Raw genomic sequence first — 20,756 nt, forward strand, 5'->3', positions numbered from 1 at the left:
CAGACTTTCCGACAAAGACGTCATATCCCTTTGAGCTTTCGTACTTCCCCTATTCCGTTTTCATCAGGCTACAGCGGCTTTTTCATACATCGCACCCGCGATGGAGTGCTTTAGAGTGAGGCGCAGGCTCCCCACAACCCCCTGTGAAAAAGGTACGAACAATGCAACGGAATGCAACGACTCTCTACCCGATCCTGCTGATCCATGGGCTCTTCGGTTTCGATCGCATCGGCCCATTCGAGCTCTTCCATGACATCAAGCAAGCCCTCAGAAACGTCGGCGTCAGGGTGTTCGTCCCTCACCTGTCGGCGACCCATAGCAACGAAGTACGCGGTGACCAGCTCCTGGCACAGATCGAACGGGTGCGCGAAGGCACCGGTGCGGACAAAGTCAACCTGATCGGTCACAGCCAGGGCGCGCTCGCCGCACGTTATGCGGCGGCGATCGCGCCACAGACCATCGCGTCGGTGACCTCGGTCAGCGGTCCGAATCACGGTTCGGAGCTGGCCGATTTCCTGCGCAAGGCTCTGATACCCGGACGTCTGCCAGAGCAGGTCGCCGAGACCATTGCCACCTTGTTTACAGACTTCCTGTCGCTACTCAGTGGCAACCCCCAGCTGCCGAAAAACGCCATCGCGGCGCTGAATGCGCTGACCACCGAGGGCGTGGGCGCGTTCAATGACAAGTACCCTCAAGGGCTGCCGCAAACTTGGGGTGGCAAGGGCCGTGAACTGGTCAACGGCGTTCGCTACTACTCCTGGAGCGGCACGCTGCAAGGGAGCCTGATCGAGCAAGGGCTCAATGCCCTCGATCCGCTGCACGGGTTTTGCAGGGCCTTCTCCCGCTATTTCACCACCGAAGCCAACCAGAACGACGGCATGGTCGGCCGCTACAGTTCTCATCTGGGCAATGTCATCCGCTCCGACTATCCGCTGGATCACTTCGACAGCATCAGTCAGATGGCCGGTCAGCCCCGCAAAGGCATCGACCCGGTGGATCTCTATGTAGAGCATGCCGAACGCTTGAAAAAGGCTGGTCTGTGAGCAATGCCCGCCGCCGCGTGGCTTACCGAAGGAACTTTGAGGAGAAATAGGCTACTGAATCCGGTAGGCTCACCACTTTTATGATTATTGAAAGGAGTATTTTCCCATGGCTAAAGCCACTGCCCGCCACATCCTGGTCGCCAGCGAAGCCAAGTGCAACGAACTCAAGGCCCAAATCGAAGCTGGCGCCGATTTCGCCGAAGTCGCCAAAGCCAACTCCACTTGCCCTTCCAGCCGTCAGGGCGGTGACCTGGGTTCGTTCGGGCCGGGCCAGATGGTCAAAGAGTTCGACACCGTGGTCTTCAGCGCACCAATCAACGTGGTGCAAGGCCCGGTCAAGACCCAGTTCGGTTACCACTTGCTGGAAGTGACCAGTCGTCAGGACTGATCGATCCGCAGTTTCCTGCATAACGGCCCGCCTTTTGGTGGGCCGTTGTGTTTTGGTTGCGTGATACGGCTGGCGAGGGACGCGCCGCTAGCGTACAAATTGCGGTTATCGACCACCCGGCTCAAAGGCTGACAATGCGACTGGCGTTCCCTACTTTGTTGTTCACTGCCGTGGCCCTGTTGCTGGCTGCTGCTGACGTGAATGCAACACCGCAACATGCGTTGACCGTGTACGGCGAACCGGCCAAATACCCCGCCGATTTCAGTCATTTTGCCTACACCAACTCGCAAGCCCCCAAGGGCGGCACGATGCGTCGTTCGGCGATCGAAATCGGCCATTTCGACCATATCCTGCCGTACATCGACAAGGGCATCGGCGTCACGCAGATCGACGGCTTGATCTACTCGCCCCTGGCCCAGCGCTCGCTGGATGAGCCTTACACCGTGTACGGCCTGGTGGCGCAGCAGATGGAGCGCGCCGATGACGGTCTGTCGCTGCGCATCTTCCTCAATCCCGATGCGCGCTTCGCCGATGGCAAGCCGATTACCGCCGAAGACGTGCGCTACACCTTCAACTTGCTGATGACCCAGGGCAGCCTGCGTTATCGCACGCAATTTGCCGACGTCAAAGGCGTCGAAGTGGAGTCGCCACGGACCGTCCGTTTCGACTTCAAGAACAACCAGAACCGCACCCTGCCCCTGGACATTGCGACTTTGCCGGTATTCCCCGAGCATTGGTGGAAGACCCGCGACTTTGCCGGTGGCGGCGGTTACGAGCCGCCATTGGGCAGTGGACCGTACAAGGTCGCCAAGATCGACTCCGGGCGCAGCATCACCTTCGAGCGCAACCCCGATTGGTGGGGCAAGGATCTGCCGGTCAGCCGCGGCCTGTACAATTTCGACCACTTCAGCATCGAGTACTTCGGCGATACCGACGTGGCGCGTCAGGTGCTGCGCGGCGGTGCCTTCGACTACAACCGCGAATTCTCCGCCACCGCTTACTCCATCGGCTACGATAGTCCGGCGCTGAGTGACGGGCGTCTGCAAAAGGCGCACCTGGCGCAAAACGCCCCGCAATCGGCGCAAGGCTTCGTGTTCAATCTGCAGAACCCGATGTTCCAGGACCGCCGTGTACGCCAGGCCCTGGCCATGCTCTGGGATTTCGAGTGGAGCAACCGGCAGATGATGCGCGACCTCTATATTCGCCAGCAGAGTTTCTTCTCCAACACCGACCTCGCCGCTCGCAAGCTGCCCGATGCCGCCGAGCTGGCAATTCTCGAGCCCCTGCGCGGGCAGATCCCGGACGAGGTGTTCACCCAGGTCTTCGAAGCGCCGAAGACCGACGGCAGCGGCGTGATCCGCGACAAGCAATTGCAGGCTCTGGATTTGCTTGAGCAGGCCGGCTGGAAGCCGGAGGGCGATCAACTGGTGAATGCCGAAGGCAAGCCGCTGAGTTTTACCTTTTTGGTCAGCCAGAACGGCATGGACCGCCTGCTGCTGCCGTACAAGCGCACGCTGAAGCAGATCGGCATCGCCCTCAACATCCGCCGCATCGACTCCTCGCAGTACGTCAATCGCCTGATGTCCCGGGACTACGACATGATTGTGACCGGTTACCCGGTCACCACCTCGCCGGGCAATGAGCTGTACAACTACTTTGGCTCGGTGGCGGCGAACGATCCGGGTTCCAACAACTATATGGTACTGAAGAATCCGGCGGTCGATACGCTGCTCAACGGCCTGGTCCGCGCCAACACCCAGGCCGACATGTTACGCCACGCCCATGCCCTGGACCGGGTGCTGCAATGGAACTATTACTGGATTCCCAACTATTACCCGCCAGGCAGTTCGACCGTGTGGTGGAACCGCTTCGGCATTCCCAGTGTGCAAGCCAGCAATGACGAAGCCATCGAGAGTTGGTGGGAAGTGAGCTCCACGCCCCTGACCAACCAGCAGATGACCGCCGAACTCATCAAGCGCGGCGCACCCGGAGGGCCGCGCTGATGTGGGCTTATATTCTGCGGCGCCTGCTGCTGATCATTCCGACGCTGTTGATCATCCTCCTGGTCAACTTCGTCATCGTCCAGGCTGCGCCGGGCGGTCCGGTTGAACAGGCGATCGCGCAATTGCAAGGAATCGGTGGCGCAAGTGTCGGCGGTGGGTCCGGCGACGCCGTCAGCCATGGCAGTTCCCGGGCGAGCCGTGGCCTCGACCCGCAGTTGATCAAGGAAATCGAAAAACAGTACGGCTTCGACAAGCCGGCCCCGGAACGTCTGTGGCTGATGCTCAAAAGCTATGCACAACTGGACTTCGGCAAAAGCTTTTTCCGCGGCGCCACCGTCACCGACCTGATCCTGGAAAAAATGCCGGTGACCATTTCCCTCGGGCTCTGGGCTACGCTGATCACCTACCTGGTGTCGATTCCCCTGGGGATTCGCAAGGCCGTGCATCACGGCAGCCATTTCGATATCTGGAGCAGCACCGCCATCGTCATCGGCTACGCCATGCCGGCATTCCTGTTCGCGATGTTCCTGATCGTGGTCTTCGCCGGGGGCACTTCATTGAACTGGTTCCCGGTGCGAGGCCTGGTCTCGGACAACTTCGAGTCGCTGTCGACCCTGGGAAAAATCGCCGACTATTTCTGGCACCTGGTGTTGCCGGTCACGTCACTGGTGATCGGCGGCTTCGCCACACTGACCATCCTGACCAAGAATTCCTTCCTCAATGAAATCACCCGCCAATACGTGGTCACCGCCCGCGCCAAGGGCATGAGCGAACGCCGGGTGCTGTACGGCCACGTGTTTCGCAACGCCATGCTGCTGGTGGTGTCGGGAATTCCCCAGGCCTTCATCAGCGTGTTTTTCGCCGGCTCCTTGCTGATCGAAGTGATCTTCTCCCTCGATGGCCTGGGCCGCATGAGTTACGAAGCCGCAGTGTCACGGGACTATCCGGTGGTGTTCGGCTCGCTTTTCATCTTCACGCTGTTCGGCCTGCTGATAAAACTGGTCGGCGATCTGTGCTACACCCTGGTCGACCCACGCATCGACTTCGCCGCGAGGAACGCCTGATGTTCAAGCTCTCGCCGTTGGGCCGTCGCCGTTTCGAACGCTTCAAGAAAAACCGCCGCGGCTGGTGGTCGCTGTGGTTGTTTATCGGCCTGTTCCTGCTGACCCTCGGTGGTGAGTTGATCGCCAACGACAAACCGCTGGTGGTCAGTTACCAGGACTCCTTGTACTTCCCTGCCTTCAAACGCTACACCGAACAGGAGTTCGGCGGACAACTGCCGTTCCAGGCGGATTACCGCAGCGACTATGTGCAGAACCTGATCAAGAAGGACGGGGGCTGGTTGCTGTTCCCGCCCATTCCGTTCAGTGACGACACGCCCAACTATGACCTGAACAAACCGGCACCGAGCCCGCCGTCGAAAGTCAACTGGCTGGGCACCGACGACCAGGCCCGGGACGTGATGGCCCGGGTGATATTCGGCGCCCGGGTATCGATCCTGTTCGCCTTGATGCTGACGCTGGTCAGCGCCTTGATCGGCATTACCGCCGGCGCCCTGCAAGGCTATTACGGCGGTTGGGTCGACCTGTTGGGTCAGCGCCTGCTGGAGGTCTGGTCCGGGTTGCCGGTGCTGTATCTGCTGATCATTCTGTCCGGGTTCGTCGAACCGAATTTCTGGTGGTTGCTGGGGATCATGGCGCTGTTTTCCTGGCTGGCCCTGGTCGACGTGGTGCGCGCCGAGTTCCTGCGCGGACGCAACCTGGAATACGTCAAGGCCGCCCGTGCCCTGGGCTTGAGCGACCGCAAGGTGATCGTGCGGCACATCCTGCCCAATGCGATGAACGCGACCCTGAGCTATCTGCCGTTCATTCTGACCGGGGCGATCTCGACGCTCACCGCCCTGGATTTTCTCGGTTTCGGCATGCCCGCCGGCAGTGCATCCCTGGGCGAGCTGATCGGCCAGGGCAAACAGAACCTGCAGGCACCCTGGTTGGGGCTGACGGCGTTTTTCACCCTGGCGTTGATTCTCTCTTTACTGGTGTTCATTGGCGAGGCGTTGCGTGATGCGTTTGATCCGCGATCTTGATCCGCGATCTTGATCCGCGGTCTTGACCCCCCGATTGATTCACGATGATGAAGCAGGCGTAGATATGAGTAACCTGATCGAAATCCGTGACCTCTGTGTAGCCTTCAGCGGCCAGACCGTGGTGCGCAACCTGTGCCTGGATATTCGCCCCGGCGAATGCCTGGCTTTGGTGGGCGAGTCGGGTTCCGGCAAGTCGGTGACCGCGCACTCGATTCTGCAACTGCTGCCCGAGAACGGCACCGAAACCACCGGCAGCATTCGCTATCGCGGCCAGCAACTGCTCGGCGCCTCCTCCGGGGTGCTGCGGGAGTTGCGCGGCAACCGCATCGCGATGATCTTCCAGGAACCGATGTCGTCGCTCAATCCGCTGCACAGCGTCGAAAAACAGATCGGTGAAACCCTGCTGTTGCACAAGGGGTTGACCGGCAAAGCGGCGCAGGCTCGGATTCTCGAGTTGCTGCAGCTGGTGGGCATCCAGAAACCCAGGGAGCGGCTCAAGGCTTATCCGCATCAGTTGTCCGGCGGCCAGCGCCAACGGGTGATGATCGCCATGGCCCTGGCCTGCGAGCCGGAGTTGCTGATCGCCGACGAACCCACCACCGCGCTGGACGTGACGGTGCAGCGCAAAATCCTGCTGCTGCTCAAATCCCTGCAACAGCGGCTCGGCATGTCGCTGCTGCTGATCAGTCACGACCTCAATCTGGTGCGCAGTATCGCCCAGCGCGTGTGCGTGATGAAGGCCGGGGAAATCGTCGAGCAGGCGCCCTGCGAAACGCTGTTCACCGAGCCGAAACATCCCTACAGCTGCGTGCTGCTGAACGCCGAGCCGGAAGGTGAGGCCCTGCCCCGGGACGAGCGCGAGAACGTGCTGGAAGTGGATAATCTGTGCGTGCGGTTCGCCCTCGGCGGCGGCGGACTGTTTCAGCGCAAGACGTATTTGCACGCGGTGAACGGCATCAGCCTGAATGTCCAGCGCGGCAAGACCCTGGGCATCGTCGGCGAATCCGGCTCCGGCAAGTCGACCCTGGGTCAGGCGATCCTGCGCCTGCTCGATTCCGAAGGCGGCATTCGCTTCCAGGGCGAAGCGCTGGATGGCTTGTCGCAAAAGCAACTGCGGCCGTGGCGCAAGAAAATGCAGGTGGTATTTCAGGACCCCTTCGGCAGCCTCAGCCCGCGGATGTCGGTGGCGCAGATCATCAGCGAAGGCCTTGAAGTGCACAGCCAGTTGACCGCCGATGAATGCAAGGCGGAAGTGATTCGGGCGCTGGAAGAAGTCGGCCTCGACCCGCAGAGCCGCCATCGTTATCCACATGAATTTTCCGGTGGCCAACGCCAGCGCATCGCCATCGCCCGGGCGCTGGTGTTGAAACCGGCGCTGATCCTGCTGGACGAACCGACCTCGGCACTGGATCGCACGGTGCAAAAACAGGTGGTCGCCCTGCTCCGTCAGCTTCAGGAAAAACACGGCCTGACGTACCTGTTCATCAGTCACGATCTGGCGGTGGTGCGCGCCCTGGCTCACGACATGATCGTGATCAAGGACGGCAAAGTGGTGGAAAGCGGTGCCAGCCACGACGTGTTCGAATCGCCGCAGCATCCGTACACCAAAGAGTTGTTGGCGGCAGCGCATCCGGGGTAGGCATAATTCGCTGCATGCCTTTGGACCGTATCGCGGCCTTCGCGAGCAGGCTCGCTCCCACAGTTGATCGCGATCCAATGTGGGAGCGAGCCTGCTCGCGAAAAGGCCTGCACTGACACCACACATTCTGGATATGACACCCATGAACACCACCGAAAGCCTCAAGGACTACCAGCGCGTTCGCCTGCTGGCGATCCGTTCATTGTTCGAAATCATCGAGCAGTCGAGCGAAGGCACGGTGATTGTCGATCGCGACGCCAACATCGTCTGGATGAACGAGCGTTACGCCCGGCGTTTTGGCCTGGAGTCGGCCGAAGTGGCGATCGGCAAGGCCTGCGAAAGCGTGATCCCCGGCAGCCTGCTGCGTGAAGTGGTACGCACCGGCCGGCCGATTCTGCTCGACATGCAGGACACCCCCAAGGAACCGCTGGTGGTGATGCGCCTGCCGATCCACGACGACGCTGGCGTGGTGATCGGCGCCATCGGTTTTGCCCTGTTCGATGAATTGCGCAGCCTGTCGCCGATGCTCAAGCGCTACATGAGCATGCAGGAAGAACTGGCCTCCACCCGTTCACTGTTGCGGGCGCGGCAGACCAAATACAACTTCGCCCACTTCATCGGCACCAGCGCCGCCAGCCTGGAAGTCAAACGTCGCGCCCGGCGCAGCGCCAGCGCCGACTCGCCAGTGCTGCTGCTCGGCGAAACCGGCACCGGCAAGGAGTTGCTGGCCCAGGCGATTCACGGCGCTTCGCCCCGCGCGCATAAAGCCTTCGTCAGCATCAATAGTGCGGCGATCCCCGAGTCGCTGCTGGAAGCCGAATTCTTCGGCACCGCCCCCGGGGCGTTTACCGGCGCCGATCGCAAAGGCCGCGCCGGCAAGCTGCAGATCGCCCAGGGCGGCACCTTGTTCCTCGATGAGATCGGCGACATGCCGCTGCCCCTGCAAAGCAAGCTGCTGCGGGTGTTGCAGGAAAAGGAATTCGAACCGGTGGGCTCCAACGAAGTGATCCAGAGCGATGTGCGGGTGATCGCCGCCACGTCCACAGACCTGCAGGCGGCAATCAAACGCGGCGAGTTTCGCGCCGATTTGTATTACCGCCTCAATGTGCTGCCGATCCAGGTCCCGCCGTTGCGTGATCGCCTCGACGATCTGCCGGCGCTTAGTGAAGCGATCCTGGAAGAATTGCGCAGCCAGCACGAACTGAATCGGGAAGCGCTGGAGCTTTTGGGGCAACACGCCTGGCCGGGGAACATCCGCGAACTGCGCAATGTACTCGAACGGGCGGCCTTGCTCAGTGATGACCTGGTGTTGAGTGTCACCGACATCCGCGCGGCGATTGGAGCGTTGATGCCGGTGGAGCGGGCGGCGTTTTTGAACATTGAAGCCGTTGCCCATGAGACGTTCAGCCAGGCCCGGGAAAGGTTTGACCGGCAGTTGATAGAAAGCACCCTTGCGCAATGCGGGGGGAAGGTGATTGAAGCGGCGGCGCGGTTGGGGTTGGGGCGGTCGACGTTGTACAAGAAGATGGTGGCGTTGGGGATTGCTGAGTCTCCGTAATGAGACATCAATCTCCATTGGTAGATGGACCTTCGCGAGCAGGCTCGCTCCCACAGTTGACCGCATTCTGTTGATAAAACCTCCTAACCTGTGGGACCGAGCCTGCTCGCGAAGAGGCCAGCATGGTCAACGCATGTCTCACATTAGAGACCATAAAGCACTGCTCACATCACAAGAATTACAAATATCCTTATATTTCAACATGTTGCATTCATGGCACGAAACTCGCTATAGCGCTTCCCCACTACGCTTCACTCTAAAAAAATAACAATCCAGGAGACACACCATGAGTGTGATCATTGCCTTGGCAGCTCTCACGCTGCTGATGCTCGCGGCCTACCGTGGCTATAGCGTTATCCTCTTTGCCCCGATCGCCGCCCTCGGCGCTGTACTGCTCACCGACCCTTCCGCCGTTGCCCCTGCCTTCACCGGGGTGTTCATGGAAAAAATGGTCGGCTTCATCAAGCTGTATTTCCCGGTGTTCCTGCTCGGTGCGGTGTTCGGCAAGCTGATCGAGTTGTCAGGCTTCTCCCGTTCCATCGTTGCGGCGGCCATTCGCCTGCTCGGCACCCGCCAGGCGATGCTGGTGATCGTACTGGTCTGCGCCCTGCTCACTTACGGCGGCGTGTCGCTGTTTGTGGTGGTGTTCGCGGTCTATCCGTTCGCCGCCGAAATGTTCCGCCAGAGCAATATTCCCAAACGCCTGATCCCGGCGACCATCGCCCTCGGCGCGTTTTCGTTCACCATGGACGCCCTGCCCGGCACGCCGCAGATCCAGAACATCATCCCCAGCACCTTCTTCAACACCACCGCCTGGGCGGCGCCGTGGCTGGGTTTGATCGGCTCGATCTTCGTGGTCTGCGCCGGCATGCTGTTTCTGCAGCGCCAGCGCAACAAGGCCCAGCGTTCCGGTGAAGGCTATGGCACCGACCTGCGCAACGAACCGGAAACCGCGGCCGACATCAAGCTGCCCAATCCGTGGATCGCGCTGTCGCCGCTGCTGGCCGTCGGCATCATGAACCTGTTGTTTACCCAGTGGATTCCGCAGTGGTACGGCAAGACCCACAGCCTCGCGCTGCCGGGCATGGCTGCGCCGGTGACCACCGAAATCGCCAAGCTCACGGCGATCTGGGCGGTTCAGGCGGCCTTGCTGGTCGGCATCGTCATGGTGCTGGTGTTTGGCTTCCAGGCAATTCGCGGCAAATTGGCCGAAGGCAGTCGGAGTGCGGTCGGCGGTTCGTTGCTGGCGGCGATGAACACCGCCTCGGAGTACGGCTTCGGTGCGGTAATCGCCTCCTTGCCGGGCTTTTTGGTACTGGCCGACTGGCTCAAGAGCATTCCCAACCCGCTGGTCAACGAAGCGATTACCGTGACCTTGCTGGCCGGTATCACCGGTTCGGCGTCGGGCGGCATGAGCATTGCCCTGGCGGCCATGGCCAATGACTTCATCGCCGCAGCCCATGCCGCCAACATTCCGCTGGAAGTGATGCACCGGGTCGCCTCGATGGCGAGCGGCGGCATGGACACCCTGCCGCACAACGGCGCGGTGATTACCTTGCTCGCGGTCACCGGCCTGACCCACCGCGAAGCTTACAAAGATATTTTCTGTATTACGCTGATCAAGACCCTGGCGGTCTTTGTGGTGATCGGTACTTTCTACGCCACTGGCATTGTGTGAGGTATTCATGACAACTCTTTCAGGCAAGACAGCACTGGTCACCGGTTCCACCAGCGGCATCGGCCTGGGCATCGCCCTGAGCCTGGCCAAGGCCGGCGCCAATCTGATCCTCAACGGTTTCGGCGATGCATCCAAAGTGATAGCCGAAGTCGAACAGTTCGGCGGCAAGGTCGGCCATCATCCAGCCGATGTCAGCGACCCGGCACAGATTGCCGAGATGATCGCCTACGCCGAGCGCGAGTTCGGCGGCGTGGACATCCTGGTCAACAACGCCGGTATCCAGCACGTGGCGGCAGTGGAAGACTTTCCCGAAGAGCGTTGGGATTCGATCATTGCGATCAATTTGTCGTCGGTGTTCCACAGTACGCGCCTGAGCCTGCCAGGCATGCGCGCCAAAGGCTGGGGACGGGTGATCAATATCGCCTCGGTGCACGGGCTGGTCGGGTCGGTGGGCAAGTCGGCCTACGTGGCGGCCAAGCATGGGGTGATCGGCTTGACCAAAGTGGTCGGGCTGGAAACAGCCAAAACGAACATCACCTGCAACGCCATCTGCCCGGGTTGGGTACTGACGCCGCTGGTGCAGAAGCAGATCGATGATCGCATCGCCACCGGTGTCGAGCCGCAAAAGGCGCAGCATGACTTGCTGGCCGAAAAGCAACCGTCCGTGGAGTTCGTGACACCGCCGCAACTGGGCGAGCTGGTACTGTTTCTATGCAGCGAGGCCGGCAGCCAGGTGCGGGGCGCGGCGTGGAATATCGATGGTGGGTGGTTGGCGCAGTAACCAGCCATTCGACCCCTGTGGCGAGGGAGCAAGCTCCCTCGCCACAAAATCAGCTCCACAATAGCCTGAGTGTAAGCATAAAAATAAAGAGGCAAGCCATGTCCGACATCCTTTGGCAACCCGGCGCCGAGCGCATCGGCAAGACCCGCATGGACGCCTTCCGGCGCTTCATCAATCAGCGACACCACCTCGATGTCGCCGACTACCCCGCCCTGCACCAATGGTCCATCGATCAGCGGGTAGACTTCTGGCAGGCCATCGTCGATTTCTTCGATATCCGCTTTCACGACCAGCCCGACGCCGTGCTGGTCGAAGGCGCGCAAATGCCCAGCGCCCAGTGGTTCCCCGGGGCCACCCTGAACTTCGCCGAACACCTGCTGCGCCGTCGCGACGATGCGGTGGCGGTGGTGGCCATTGGAGAAAACGGTCAGCGTGAACAGCTGACCTGGGCCGAACTGGCGGAGCATGTCGCCGGCTTCCAGAACAGTCTGATCGCCGCCGGTGTCGGCCTTGGCGACCGCGTGGCCGCGTGCATGCCGAACACCTGGCAAACCCTGGTGGCCATGCTCGCCACCACCAGTCTCGGCGCGATCTGGTCCTGCTCCTCGCCAGACTTCGGCACCCAGGGCGTGGTCGATCGCTTCGGCCAGATCGAGCCGAAAGTACTGATCACCTGCGCCGGCTATCGCTACGCTGGCAAAGAGATCGACCAGAGCGCCAAGATCAACGAAATACTCGCGCAACTGCCGTCCTTGCAGCAGCTGGTCGTCGTCCCTTACGCACGGCCAAAGGCGCGCATCGAAGCGTTCCAGACCCCGGCCAACGTCACGCTCTGGGAGGATTTCTACGCGCCTGGCGGCGAGCCGGATTTCGTCCCCGTGCCCTTCGCTCATCCGCTGTACATCCTGTATTCGAGCGGCACCACCGGCGTCCCCAAATGCATCATCCACAGCACCGGCGGCGTGCTGCTGCAACACGTCAAGGAGCATGGCCTGCATTGCGACCTCGGTCCTGGCGATCGATTGTTCTACTACACCACCTGCGGCTGGATGATGTGGAACTGGCTGGTCTCGGCCCTGGCGGTGGGCAGCGCCGTGGTGCTGTATGACGGCTCACCCTTTCATCCCGGTCCCGAGCGCCTGGTCGATCTGATCGACGATGAACGCATCAGCGTGTTCGGCACCAGCCCCAAGTACCTTGCGACCCTGGAAAGCAATGGCGTCAAGCCCCGGCAGAGCCATGACCTGGGCAGTCTGAAAATCCTGCTGTGCACCGGTTCCGCGCTGTCGCCCCAGTGCTACGACTACGTGTACCGCGACTTCAAGCCCGACCTGTGCCTGGCCTCGATGTCCGGTGGCACCGATGTCGTGTCGTGCTTTGTGAACGGCAATCCGCTGTTGCCGGTTCGTCGCGGCGAAATACAGGGCAAGAGCCTGGGCATGGCCGTCGAGGTCTGGAACGATGCGGGCAAGCCGGTCATTGGGCAAAAAGGCGAACTGGTCTGCACCCGGCACTTCCCGGCGATGCCCGTTGGCTTGTGGAACGACGCCAGCGGGGAAAAGCTGCGCGCGTCGTACTTCAGTCTGTTCCCCGGGGTCTGGGCCCAGGGTGATTACGCCGAACAGTTGGCGCATGGCGCGATGACGATCCACGGGCGCTCGGACGCGGTGCTCAACCCGGGCGGCGTGCGCATTGGCACGGCGGAAATCTACCGTCAGGTGGAGAAGGTTGCGCAAGTGCTCGACAGCGTGGCCATCGGCCAACAGTGGCAGGATGATGTGCGGGTGGTCCTGTTCGTACGCCTGAACGACGGGGTCGAGCTGGACGAAGCACTGCAACAGCAGATCCGCCAGGTGATCCGCGCCAACACCACCCCGCGGCATGTGCCGGCGAAGATCGTGGCGGTGACGGACATTCCACGGACCATCAGTGGCAAGGTGGTCGAACTGGCCGTGCGCAATGTGGTGCATGGGCAACCGGTGAAGAACACCGATGCCCTGGCCAATCCCGAGGCGCTGGAGCAATTTCGCAATCGCCCCGAACTCAACGACTGACGCCGTAGATCTACTGTGGGAGCGAGCTTGCTCGCGATGGCGCCGTGTCAGCCAATGTTGATGTCGACTGACACACCGTCATCGCGAGCAAGCTCGCTCCCACAGTTGATTGTCGCTGCTTGCATCAGTCCATTAACCCCCATTCACCGGGCGCGGCATGGGGTCCCGGGGACGTTTCGGCATGCAACTTCAAGCGCAATCGCAAGTTGTTCACCGAATCCGCATGCTTCAACGCCTCTTCCTCATCGATCGCCCCCTCCACGACCAACGCGTAAAGCGCCCCGTCGAACGTCTGCATCCCCAACTCCTGCGACTTTTCCATGATGCCCTTGAGTTCGGCAAACTCGTTGCGCCGGATCAGATCGCCGATCGTCGGCGAGCCCAGCATCACCTCCACCGCAGCCCGACGGTGACCTTCCCGAGTGGGCACCAGGCGCTGGGAAACGAAGGCCTTGAGGTTATTACCCAGATCATTGAGCAGCTGCGCGCGACGCTCTTCGGGGAAGAAGTTGATGATCCGGTCCAGCGCCTGATTGGCGTTGTGCGCATGCAAGGTGGAGATCACCAGATGGCCGGTATCGGCAAACGCGAGGGCGTGCTCCATGGTCTCGCGGTCGCGGATTTCGCCGATCAACACCACGTCCGGTGCCTGGCGCAGGGTATTTTTCAACGCCGCATGAAAACTGCGGGTATCGACGCCGACCTCGCGCTGGTTGATGATCGACTTCTTGTGCCGATGGATGTACTCGACCGGATCTTCGATGGTAATGATATGGCCACTGCTGTGGCGGTTGCGATAATCGATCAGTGCCGCCAGCGAGGTCGACTTGCCGGAGCCGGTGGCGCCGACGAAGAGCATCAGCCCTTGCTTGAGCATCACCGTTTCGAGCAACACCGGGGGTAAATTGAGGTCTTCGAAGCGCGGAATGTCGAGTTTGACGTTGCGCGCCACGATCGACACTTCGTTGCGCTGCTTGAAAATGTTGACCCGAAAGCGCCCGACACCCGCCAGCGAGATCGCCAGGTTCATCTCCAGTTCCCGATCGAACTCCAGACGTTGTTCGGCGTCCATGAGGGATGCTGCAATGGCTGCGATTTCCCCGGGTTTGAACGGCCGCTCGGCCAAGGGTTTGAGCACGCCATCGAAGCGTGCGCCAGGTGGTGCACCCGTGGACAGGTATAGATCGGAGCCATTCTGGTGGGCCAGAACTTTCAACAGCGCATCGATTTCCATGGCAAAAAGCATCCGCGAAGCATTCAATGAGTGAAAATGACCCAAAACAGGTCATCCAGCGCCTACCGTCATGCAAGGATAGTAGACGCCGCCATACCGACTTAGTGCAGGACAATTTGATGAACGCATCACCGACCGGCAGCGATGCCCAGGCCTTGATCGCCAGACTCGACTGGACAGGCACAGCGCTGGGCACTGCCATCAACTGGCCGCAGAGCTTGCGCACCGCCGTGGACATCGTAATTCATTCGCCGATGCCCATGCTGTTGCTGTGGGGCCCGCAACTGACGCAGATCTATAATGATGGCTTTGCCCTGCTGGCCGGCAGCAAGCATCCACACGCTTTCGGACAACCCACCCACCAGATCTGGCCAGAACTCAAAGACTTTACCGATCCGATTTACAGCGCCGTCCTGCAAGGGCAAGTGCGAACCTACAGTGAGCAGCGCTTCACTTTGCAGCGCGAAGGCCAGGATTTCGACTTCTGGCTGGACCTGACCTACAGCCCCATTCGCGACGAAAGCGCCCAGGTCGCCGGGATTCTGGTCACCGCCATCGAAACCAACGAGCGCCGGCGCATCGCCCTCGAGCTGGAACAGCGCTCGGCAGCCAGCCTCAAGGCCCAGCACGAAACCGAGGAGCGTCTGCAATTGGCCCTGGCGGCCACCGATGCCGTCGGCACCTGGGACTGGGACATCAGTGAAGACCGTTTCATTGCCGACACCCACTTCGCCCAGTTGCACGGCGTCGACCCTCTGCGCGCCAGCCAGTTGCCCATCAGTGACTATCTGCATGCCGTGCACCCGGAAGATCGCGCCATGGTCACCCGCAGCATCAAGCACTCCATCACCCAGGGCACCGAATACGCCGAAGAGTATCGCTTGCTGCAACCCGACGGTCGCTTGCGCTGGGTGTTTGCCCGGGGTCGTTGCTACAAGGACCACCATGGCCGGCCAATCCGTTTCCTGGGGGCCGCCCTGGACCTGACCGAACGCAAACTGACCGAGCAGGCCCTGCGCCAGAGCCAGACCGAGCTGCAACTGATCATCAACGCCATGCCGATCCTGATCAGTTACGTCGACAGCGAGGAGCGTTTTCGCCTGAACAACGCCGCTTACCTCGATTGGTACGGTCTGACGCCCCAGGAACTCTACGGCCGGACGGTTCGCGACGTACTGGGCGAAGAGGCCTACGCGTTGCGCGCCGGATACATTGCCGAAGCACTGGCGGGCAAGGCTTGCTGCTTCAGTATCAGCGCCGCCCATCGTGATGGCAGCCTGCGTCAGGCCTTGATGAATTACCTGCCGCGTCACGGCCCGGATGGTGCGGTGAATGGCTTCTACATCTTCGTGATCGACGAAACCGAGCGCAAACAGACCGAAGAAGCCCTGCGCAATCTCAACGAAACCCTCGAAGAACGTGTCAGCGCCCGCACCCGCCAACTGGCCGAAGCCAACGAGAAACTGCTCAACGAGATGTTCGAACGCGAACGCGCCGAAGAAGCGTTGCGCCATGCGCAGAAAATGGAAGCGGTGGGCCAGCTCACCGGCGGCATCGCCCATGACTTCAACAATATGCTCACCGGGATCATCGGCAGCCTCGACCTGATGCAGCGTTATATCGCCGAAGGGCGGACTGAGGAAATCGGCCGCTTCACTGAAGCAGCGGTGTCCTCGGCCAAACGCGCTGCGGCCCTGACCCATCGCCTGCTGGCGTTCTCCCGGCGCCAGTCACTGGATCGCAAACCGCTCAATGCCAATGAGTTGATCCATTCCCTGGAAGACCTGCTCAGCCGCACCAAGGGCGACCACATCGAGCTCAAACTGCAACTGGCCGAGGAAATCTGGCGGGTCAGCACCGACGTCAGTCAGTTGGAAAACGCCCTGCTCAACCTGGTGATCAACGCCCGGGATGCGATGCCCGATGGCGGCCAATTGCTGATCGAAACCGCCAACGTTTATCTTGACGGCAGTGACATCACCACCGTGGAGCCGGTCAAGGCCGGGGATTACCTGATGATCGCCGTCAGCGACAACGGCACCGGCATGACGCCCTCGGTACTGGCCAAGGCCTTCGATCCGTTCTTCACCACCAAGCCCATTGGCCAGGGCACCGGCCTGGGGTTGTCGATGATCTACGGTTTCGCCCAGCAGTCGGGTGGCCATGTCAGCCTGTTCAGCCTGCCGGGCCAGGGCACCAGTGTGCGTCTGTACCTGCCGCGGCTGTACGTCGCCGTGCCGGACCCGGCCTTGTCGCCGGTCACCAGCGAGGCGCCACCGGCGATTGCCGGTGAAACCGTGGTGCTGGTGGAAGATGATCCGGCGGTGCGCATGCTGGTGTTCGACCTGCTCAACGAGCTGGGTTATCACGCCCATGAAGCCGAAGACGCGAAGACCGCCCTGCCCTTGCTCGAATCCGACCTGCGGGTCGATCTGTTGGTGACCGATGTCGGGCTGCCGGGGATGAACGGGCGGCAACTGGCGGAAATCGCGCGCCAGCATCGGCCGGATCTCAAGGTGCTGTTCATGACCGGTTACGCGGAGAAAGCCGCCGAACGCCAGGGCTTCCTCGAAGAAGGCATGGACATGGTGGCCAAGCCCTTTTCCATCGACCTGCTGGCCAACAAGATTCGCGCAATGATCGGTCAACCGCAGTGAGTTGAGGCATAATCGCGCGCCCCCGCTGCCACCAACATAGCCACCACCGTTGCAAGGTACCTGCCCCAATGAAAGCTCAAGCCCGCCATATTCTGGTGAAGACCTCGGAAGAAGCCGAGCAGCTCAAACAACGCATCGCCAAGGGTGAAGCCTTCGATGTCCTGGCCAGGAAATACTCGACCTGCCCGTCCGGCAAGCGCGGCGGCGACCTGGGTGAAGTGCGGCCCGGGCAGATGGTTGGCGTGATCGATGCCGTGATCTTCAAAAAACCGCTGCGGGTGGTGCATGGGCCGGTCAAGAGCAAGTTCGGGTATCACCTGGTGCAGGTGTTTTATCGGGATTGAGCGGTTGGTTCAAGGGCCTCTTCGCGAGCAGGCTCGCTCCCACATTTGGCCGGTGGTATGCACAATTGATGTGTCCACTGGAGATCCAATGTGGGAGCGAGCCTGCTCGCGAACCGATGGCGCAGCCAGCGGCCATTCACCTTCTACTTTGGAATCAACGCCCCCGGCACTTGAATCACCCGGCTCGCCAACCGATGCCCGGCCTGCGCGGCATCAACCGGACTGCCACCCCTCAAGCGACTGGCCAAATACGCCGCACTGAACGAATCCCCCGCCGCCGTGGTGTCCACCACCCGCTCGACCACCTGCGCCGGCACTTCGAACGACTCGCCAGCACAGCGAATCAGACACGCCTCGGCACCGCGCTTGAGCACCACTTCCGGTGTGCCGATCTGCTCGTAAGCGGCAAACACCGCTTCGCAATCAGCAAAATGAAACAGCGCCTGCTCGTCGTCCACGGTCAGCAACGCCAGGTCGACATACGGCAGAACACTGCGATACGCCATCCGCGCGTCTTCGATCGAGGCCCACAACCGTGGCCGGAAGTTGTTGTCGAACACGATCCGCGCGTCCCGCTGCCGGGCCTCGATCAGGGTTTCCAGCAACTTCTCCCGCCCCTGCGCACCGAGTACCGCCAGGGTGATGCCGCTGAAATACAGCACGTCGTAATCCGGCAGCGCTGCCAGGATCGGTGCGGCGGCCGGGGTGGTGAAGCAATCGCGAACGGCCGCCTCGTTGCGCCAGTAGAGAAACCGGCGCTCGCCGGCCGCATCCGTCTGGATGCAATACAGACCGGGCAAACGCCCCGGCAAGCGCTGGACCATGCCCAGGCCGATGTTTTCCGCAGCCCAGCGCTGGCACATGGCATCGCTGAAACTGTCGTCGCCCAGGGCCGTGACGTAGTCCACCGAGCCGCCCTCGCCCAGCTCCCGGGACAGGTAGACCGCCGTGTTCAAGGTGTCACCACCGAAGCTCTGTTGCAGACTGCCGTCGGCGTGTTGCTGCAACTCGATCATGCATTCGCCGATCAGGGCGATGCGCGGGGTGTGGGGGCCGAGGGTGTTGATGGTGTTCATGTTGGTGTGTACTCAGTGATTCCTGGATTGTCTGGCCGGCCGCCTTCGCGAGCAAGCTCGCTCCCACAGGTGCGTGTGTTGAACATAAATTTAATGTTCACCACCAATCCCTGTGGGAGCGAGCTTGCTCGCGATAGCCGCGCCACGGTATCAAGCCTTAGAAACAGGTTTCCATGGTCTCGATCACATTCAGCTGCTCATCCACCAGACACCCCACACGCCACTTGTCGAACGTCAGGCACGGATGGGAAGTACCAAAGGAAATGATGTCCCCTACCCGCAACTCGACCCCCGGCGCCACGGTCATGAAGGCATGCTGGTCCATCACCGCCGTGACCTTGCAGGCACCGACGTCATCGCCCGTCGCCGGCACCACGCCAGCCTTGTAACGCCGCAGCGGCACCGGTAACCCGGCGTCGTAGGCCACGTCGCGCTTGCCCAGGGCGATCACCGCGAACCCCGGCTCCGGCAACGACTGCACGTGAGCCCAGACTTCCAGCGCCGGGCGCAGGCCTTCGTGCAGGTCACTGCGACGGTCGAGTACGCAGCACTGCGCTTCTTTATAGATGCCGTGGTCGTGGGCCACATAGCTGCCGGGACGCAACACGCTGAGGAAGCGTCCGCCGGCATTCTGGGCTTCGAAGGATTCGGCGATCAGGTCGTACCAGGCCGACCCCGAGGCGGTAATGATCGGTTTGGCGATGGCAAACGCACCGCTGTCCTGCAGTTGCACGGCAAGACGTACCAGCGAGGCGGCGAATGCGCGAATGCCGCTCTCGGCGTGATCACCGTGTATCACCCCTTCGTAGCCTTCGATTCCGGTCAGTGCCAGGGCCGGTTGCGCGGCGATGGCCTTGGCCAGTGCCAGCACTTCCTGTTCCGTGCGGCACCCACAACGACCACCGACCACGCCGTACTCGATCATCACATTCAGCCGCACGCCGCGCGAGGCGAAGTACGCCCCGAGATCGGCGACGTTGTCCGGGTGATCGACCATGCAATAAAAGTCGAACGCCGGGTCCGCCAGCAGATCGGCGATCAGCATCATGTTCGGCGTACCGACCAGCTGATTGGCCATCAATACCCGGTGCACACCATGGGCGTAAGCCGCACGGGTCTGGGTAGCGCTGGCCAGGGTGATGCCCCAGGCTCCGGCGTCGAGTTGGCGGCGGAACAGCGCCGGCGTCATGCTGGTTTTTCCGTGGGGCGCCAGTTGCGCGCCGCTGTTGCTGACAAAGGCCTGCATCCAGCGAATGTTGTGTTCCAGCGCGTCGCGATGCAGCACCAGCGCGGGCAGGCTGACGTCGCGCACCAGGTTGGCGCCCGTGTGGGCGAAGCCCTTCTCCACGGCGGCAGTAGTTTTGGCAGAATACATGGTCGAGCTCCTCACATTCGCGGCCGCCAGCAGCCGCTTTTATTCGTTGATGCGACGGGCCAGGCTATTGGCGCTGTCGATCAGCACCCGGCGATAGTCGTTGTAATTGTTCCTGGCATCGGCCCGCGGGGCGACAATGCACAGCGTAGCAATAGCCACGCCGTCGGGGTCTTTGACCGGCGCGGCGAAGCAATGGGTGAAGGTGTCGGCGACGCTGTCGAAGGAGAAGAACCCGTCGATACCCGCCTGACGGATTTCCTTGAGAAACTGTTCCAGCGGCAAACGCTCGCCACTGGGCAGAATGAAGTCATCCTGGTCGATCAGGTCGATGATTGCCTGGTCGCTCAGGTGCGCCAGCAGCAAGCGTCCGGAAGCGGTCCAGGGGATCGGCGCGTTTTCACCGATGTCCGAGGAAATGCGGAAATGCCGCTCGCCCTCCTTCATCAGTGCCACGGTGTATTTGCGCCCGTTGAGCAGGCACATCTGCGCGGTTTCATGGGTCTGGCTGACGATCTCCTGCAACGCGTGATCGGCCTCGCGGGTGAGGTCGAAATGACGCAGATGCGCCTGCCCGAGGAAGTACAGTTGACGGCCGAGGTAGACGTGGCCGTCCTTGCCCACGGGCTCCAGAATGCGCCGCTCCAGCAACGAGGCGACCAGTTCGTAGACCGTGGATTTCGGGCTGCCGATGCCGCTGGCGATTTCATTCGGGCGCAAGGGTTGGCCGATTTCCTTGAGGAAATCGAGGATATCGAACGCCCGGTCAAGACCGCGCGCCCGGCGCTTGATGGTGTCTTCGGTCATTGCTTCAGGTCCCATTTAAAATGCCGGGAGTTTAAC

At 61.4% G+C, this 20,756-nt stretch carries 16 protein-coding genes; 12 read left to right on the forward strand and 4 right to left on the reverse strand.

All coding sequences use genetic code 11. The features are described from left to right. Positions 1-161: 161 nt before the first annotated feature. The 10 genes from ACA041_RS17545 (at position 162) to ACA041_RS17590 (ending at position 13,230) form a co-directional block, all read left to right on the forward strand. Positions 162-1,043: a lipase family alpha/beta hydrolase gene (locus tag ACA041_RS17545; RefSeq protein WP_497434629.1), complete on the forward strand. Its 882-nt coding sequence runs from the start codon at positions 162-164 to the stop codon at positions 1,041-1,043. Between the two features lie 106 nt (positions 1,044-1,149). Next, positions 1,150-1,431, forward strand: a complete 282-nt coding sequence (locus tag ACA041_RS17550) for a peptidylprolyl isomerase (RefSeq protein WP_007984657.1) — start codon at positions 1,150-1,152, stop codon at positions 1,429-1,431. A gap of 134 nt (positions 1,432-1,565) precedes the next feature. Next, positions 1,566-3,434, forward strand: coding sequence for an extracellular solute-binding protein (locus tag ACA041_RS17555; protein WP_497434633.1), 1,869 nt, complete (start codon positions 1,566-1,568; stop codon positions 3,432-3,434). Further along, the gene (locus ACA041_RS17560) at positions 3,434-4,498 is read left to right on the forward strand and encodes a microcin C ABC transporter permease YejB (protein WP_497434638.1); all 1,065 of its coding nucleotides are present in this window, start codon (positions 3,434-3,436) and stop codon (positions 4,496-4,498) included. Before ACA041_RS17555 ends, ACA041_RS17560 begins: the two co-directional genes overlap by 1 nt. Beyond that, complete coding sequence (locus ACA041_RS17565) at positions 4,498-5,520, forward strand: ABC transporter permease (RefSeq protein WP_497434643.1); 1,023 nt, start codon at positions 4,498-4,500, stop codon at positions 5,518-5,520. Before ACA041_RS17560 ends, ACA041_RS17565 begins: the two co-directional genes overlap by 1 nt. 64 nt (positions 5,521-5,584) lie before the next feature. Continuing rightward, a complete protein-coding gene (locus tag ACA041_RS17570; RefSeq protein WP_497434650.1) occupies positions 5,585-7,159 on the forward strand; it encodes an ABC transporter ATP-binding protein in 1,575 nt (524 codons plus the stop codon). Positions 7,160-7,301: 142 nt separating this feature from the next. After that, complete coding sequence (locus ACA041_RS17575; protein WP_497434657.1) at positions 7,302-8,717, forward strand: sigma-54 interaction domain-containing protein; 1,416 nt, start codon at positions 7,302-7,304, stop codon at positions 8,715-8,717. Positions 8,718-9,003: 286 nt separating this feature from the next. After that, positions 9,004-10,395, forward strand: coding sequence for a GntP family permease (locus ACA041_RS17580; RefSeq protein WP_497434662.1), 1,392 nt, complete (start codon positions 9,004-9,006; stop codon positions 10,393-10,395). Between the two features lie 7 nt (positions 10,396-10,402). Further along, the gene (locus ACA041_RS17585) at positions 10,403-11,176 is read left to right on the forward strand and encodes a 3-hydroxybutyrate dehydrogenase (protein WP_497434667.1); all 774 of its coding nucleotides are present in this window, start codon (positions 10,403-10,405) and stop codon (positions 11,174-11,176) included. Between the two features lie 98 nt (positions 11,177-11,274). Beyond that, positions 11,275-13,230: an acetoacetate--CoA ligase gene (locus tag ACA041_RS17590; RefSeq protein ID WP_497434671.1), complete on the forward strand. Its 1,956-nt coding sequence runs from the start codon at positions 11,275-11,277 to the stop codon at positions 13,228-13,230. Between the two features lie 124 nt (positions 13,231-13,354). On the opposite strand, the gene ACA041_RS17595 is transcribed toward ACA041_RS17590, so the two are convergent. Then, complete coding sequence (locus ACA041_RS17595; protein ID WP_497434677.1) at positions 13,355-14,464, reverse strand: PilT/PilU family type 4a pilus ATPase; 1,110 nt, start codon at positions 14,462-14,464, stop codon at positions 13,355-13,357. 119 nt (positions 14,465-14,583) lie between these two features. On the opposite strand from ACA041_RS17595, the gene ACA041_RS17600 reads away from it, so the two are divergent. Both ACA041_RS17600 and ACA041_RS17605 read left to right on the forward strand, forming a co-directional pair. Beyond that, positions 14,584-17,121: a PAS domain-containing hybrid sensor histidine kinase/response regulator gene (locus ACA041_RS17600; RefSeq protein ID WP_497434682.1), complete on the forward strand. Its 2,538-nt coding sequence runs from the start codon at positions 14,584-14,586 to the stop codon at positions 17,119-17,121. A gap of 68 nt (positions 17,122-17,189) precedes the next feature. Then, a complete protein-coding gene (locus tag ACA041_RS17605) occupies positions 17,190-17,465 on the forward strand; it encodes a peptidylprolyl isomerase (RefSeq protein WP_150581960.1) in 276 nt (91 codons plus the stop codon). Between the two features lie 143 nt (positions 17,466-17,608). Here the strand turns inward: ACA041_RS17605 and ACA041_RS17610 are convergent, their stop codons facing one another. From ACA041_RS17610 to ACA041_RS17620, 3 genes are all read right to left on the reverse strand, one after another. After that, positions 17,609-18,541: a sugar kinase gene (locus ACA041_RS17610; RefSeq protein WP_497434685.1), complete on the reverse strand. Its 933-nt coding sequence runs from the start codon at positions 18,539-18,541 to the stop codon at positions 17,609-17,611. A 157-nt stretch (positions 18,542-18,698) separates the two neighbouring features. Further along, the gene (locus ACA041_RS17615) at positions 18,699-19,916 is read right to left on the reverse strand and encodes an amino acid deaminase (protein ID WP_497434691.1); all 1,218 of its coding nucleotides are present in this window, start codon (positions 19,914-19,916) and stop codon (positions 18,699-18,701) included. A 39-nt stretch (positions 19,917-19,955) separates the two neighbouring features. Further along, positions 19,956-20,720, reverse strand: a complete 765-nt coding sequence (locus tag ACA041_RS17620; protein ID WP_497434696.1) for an IclR family transcriptional regulator — start codon at positions 20,718-20,720, stop codon at positions 19,956-19,958. Positions 20,721-20,756: the final 36 nt, after the last annotated feature.

The sequence above is a fragment of the Pseudomonas sp. LBUM1676 genome (genome assembly GCF_059695605.1).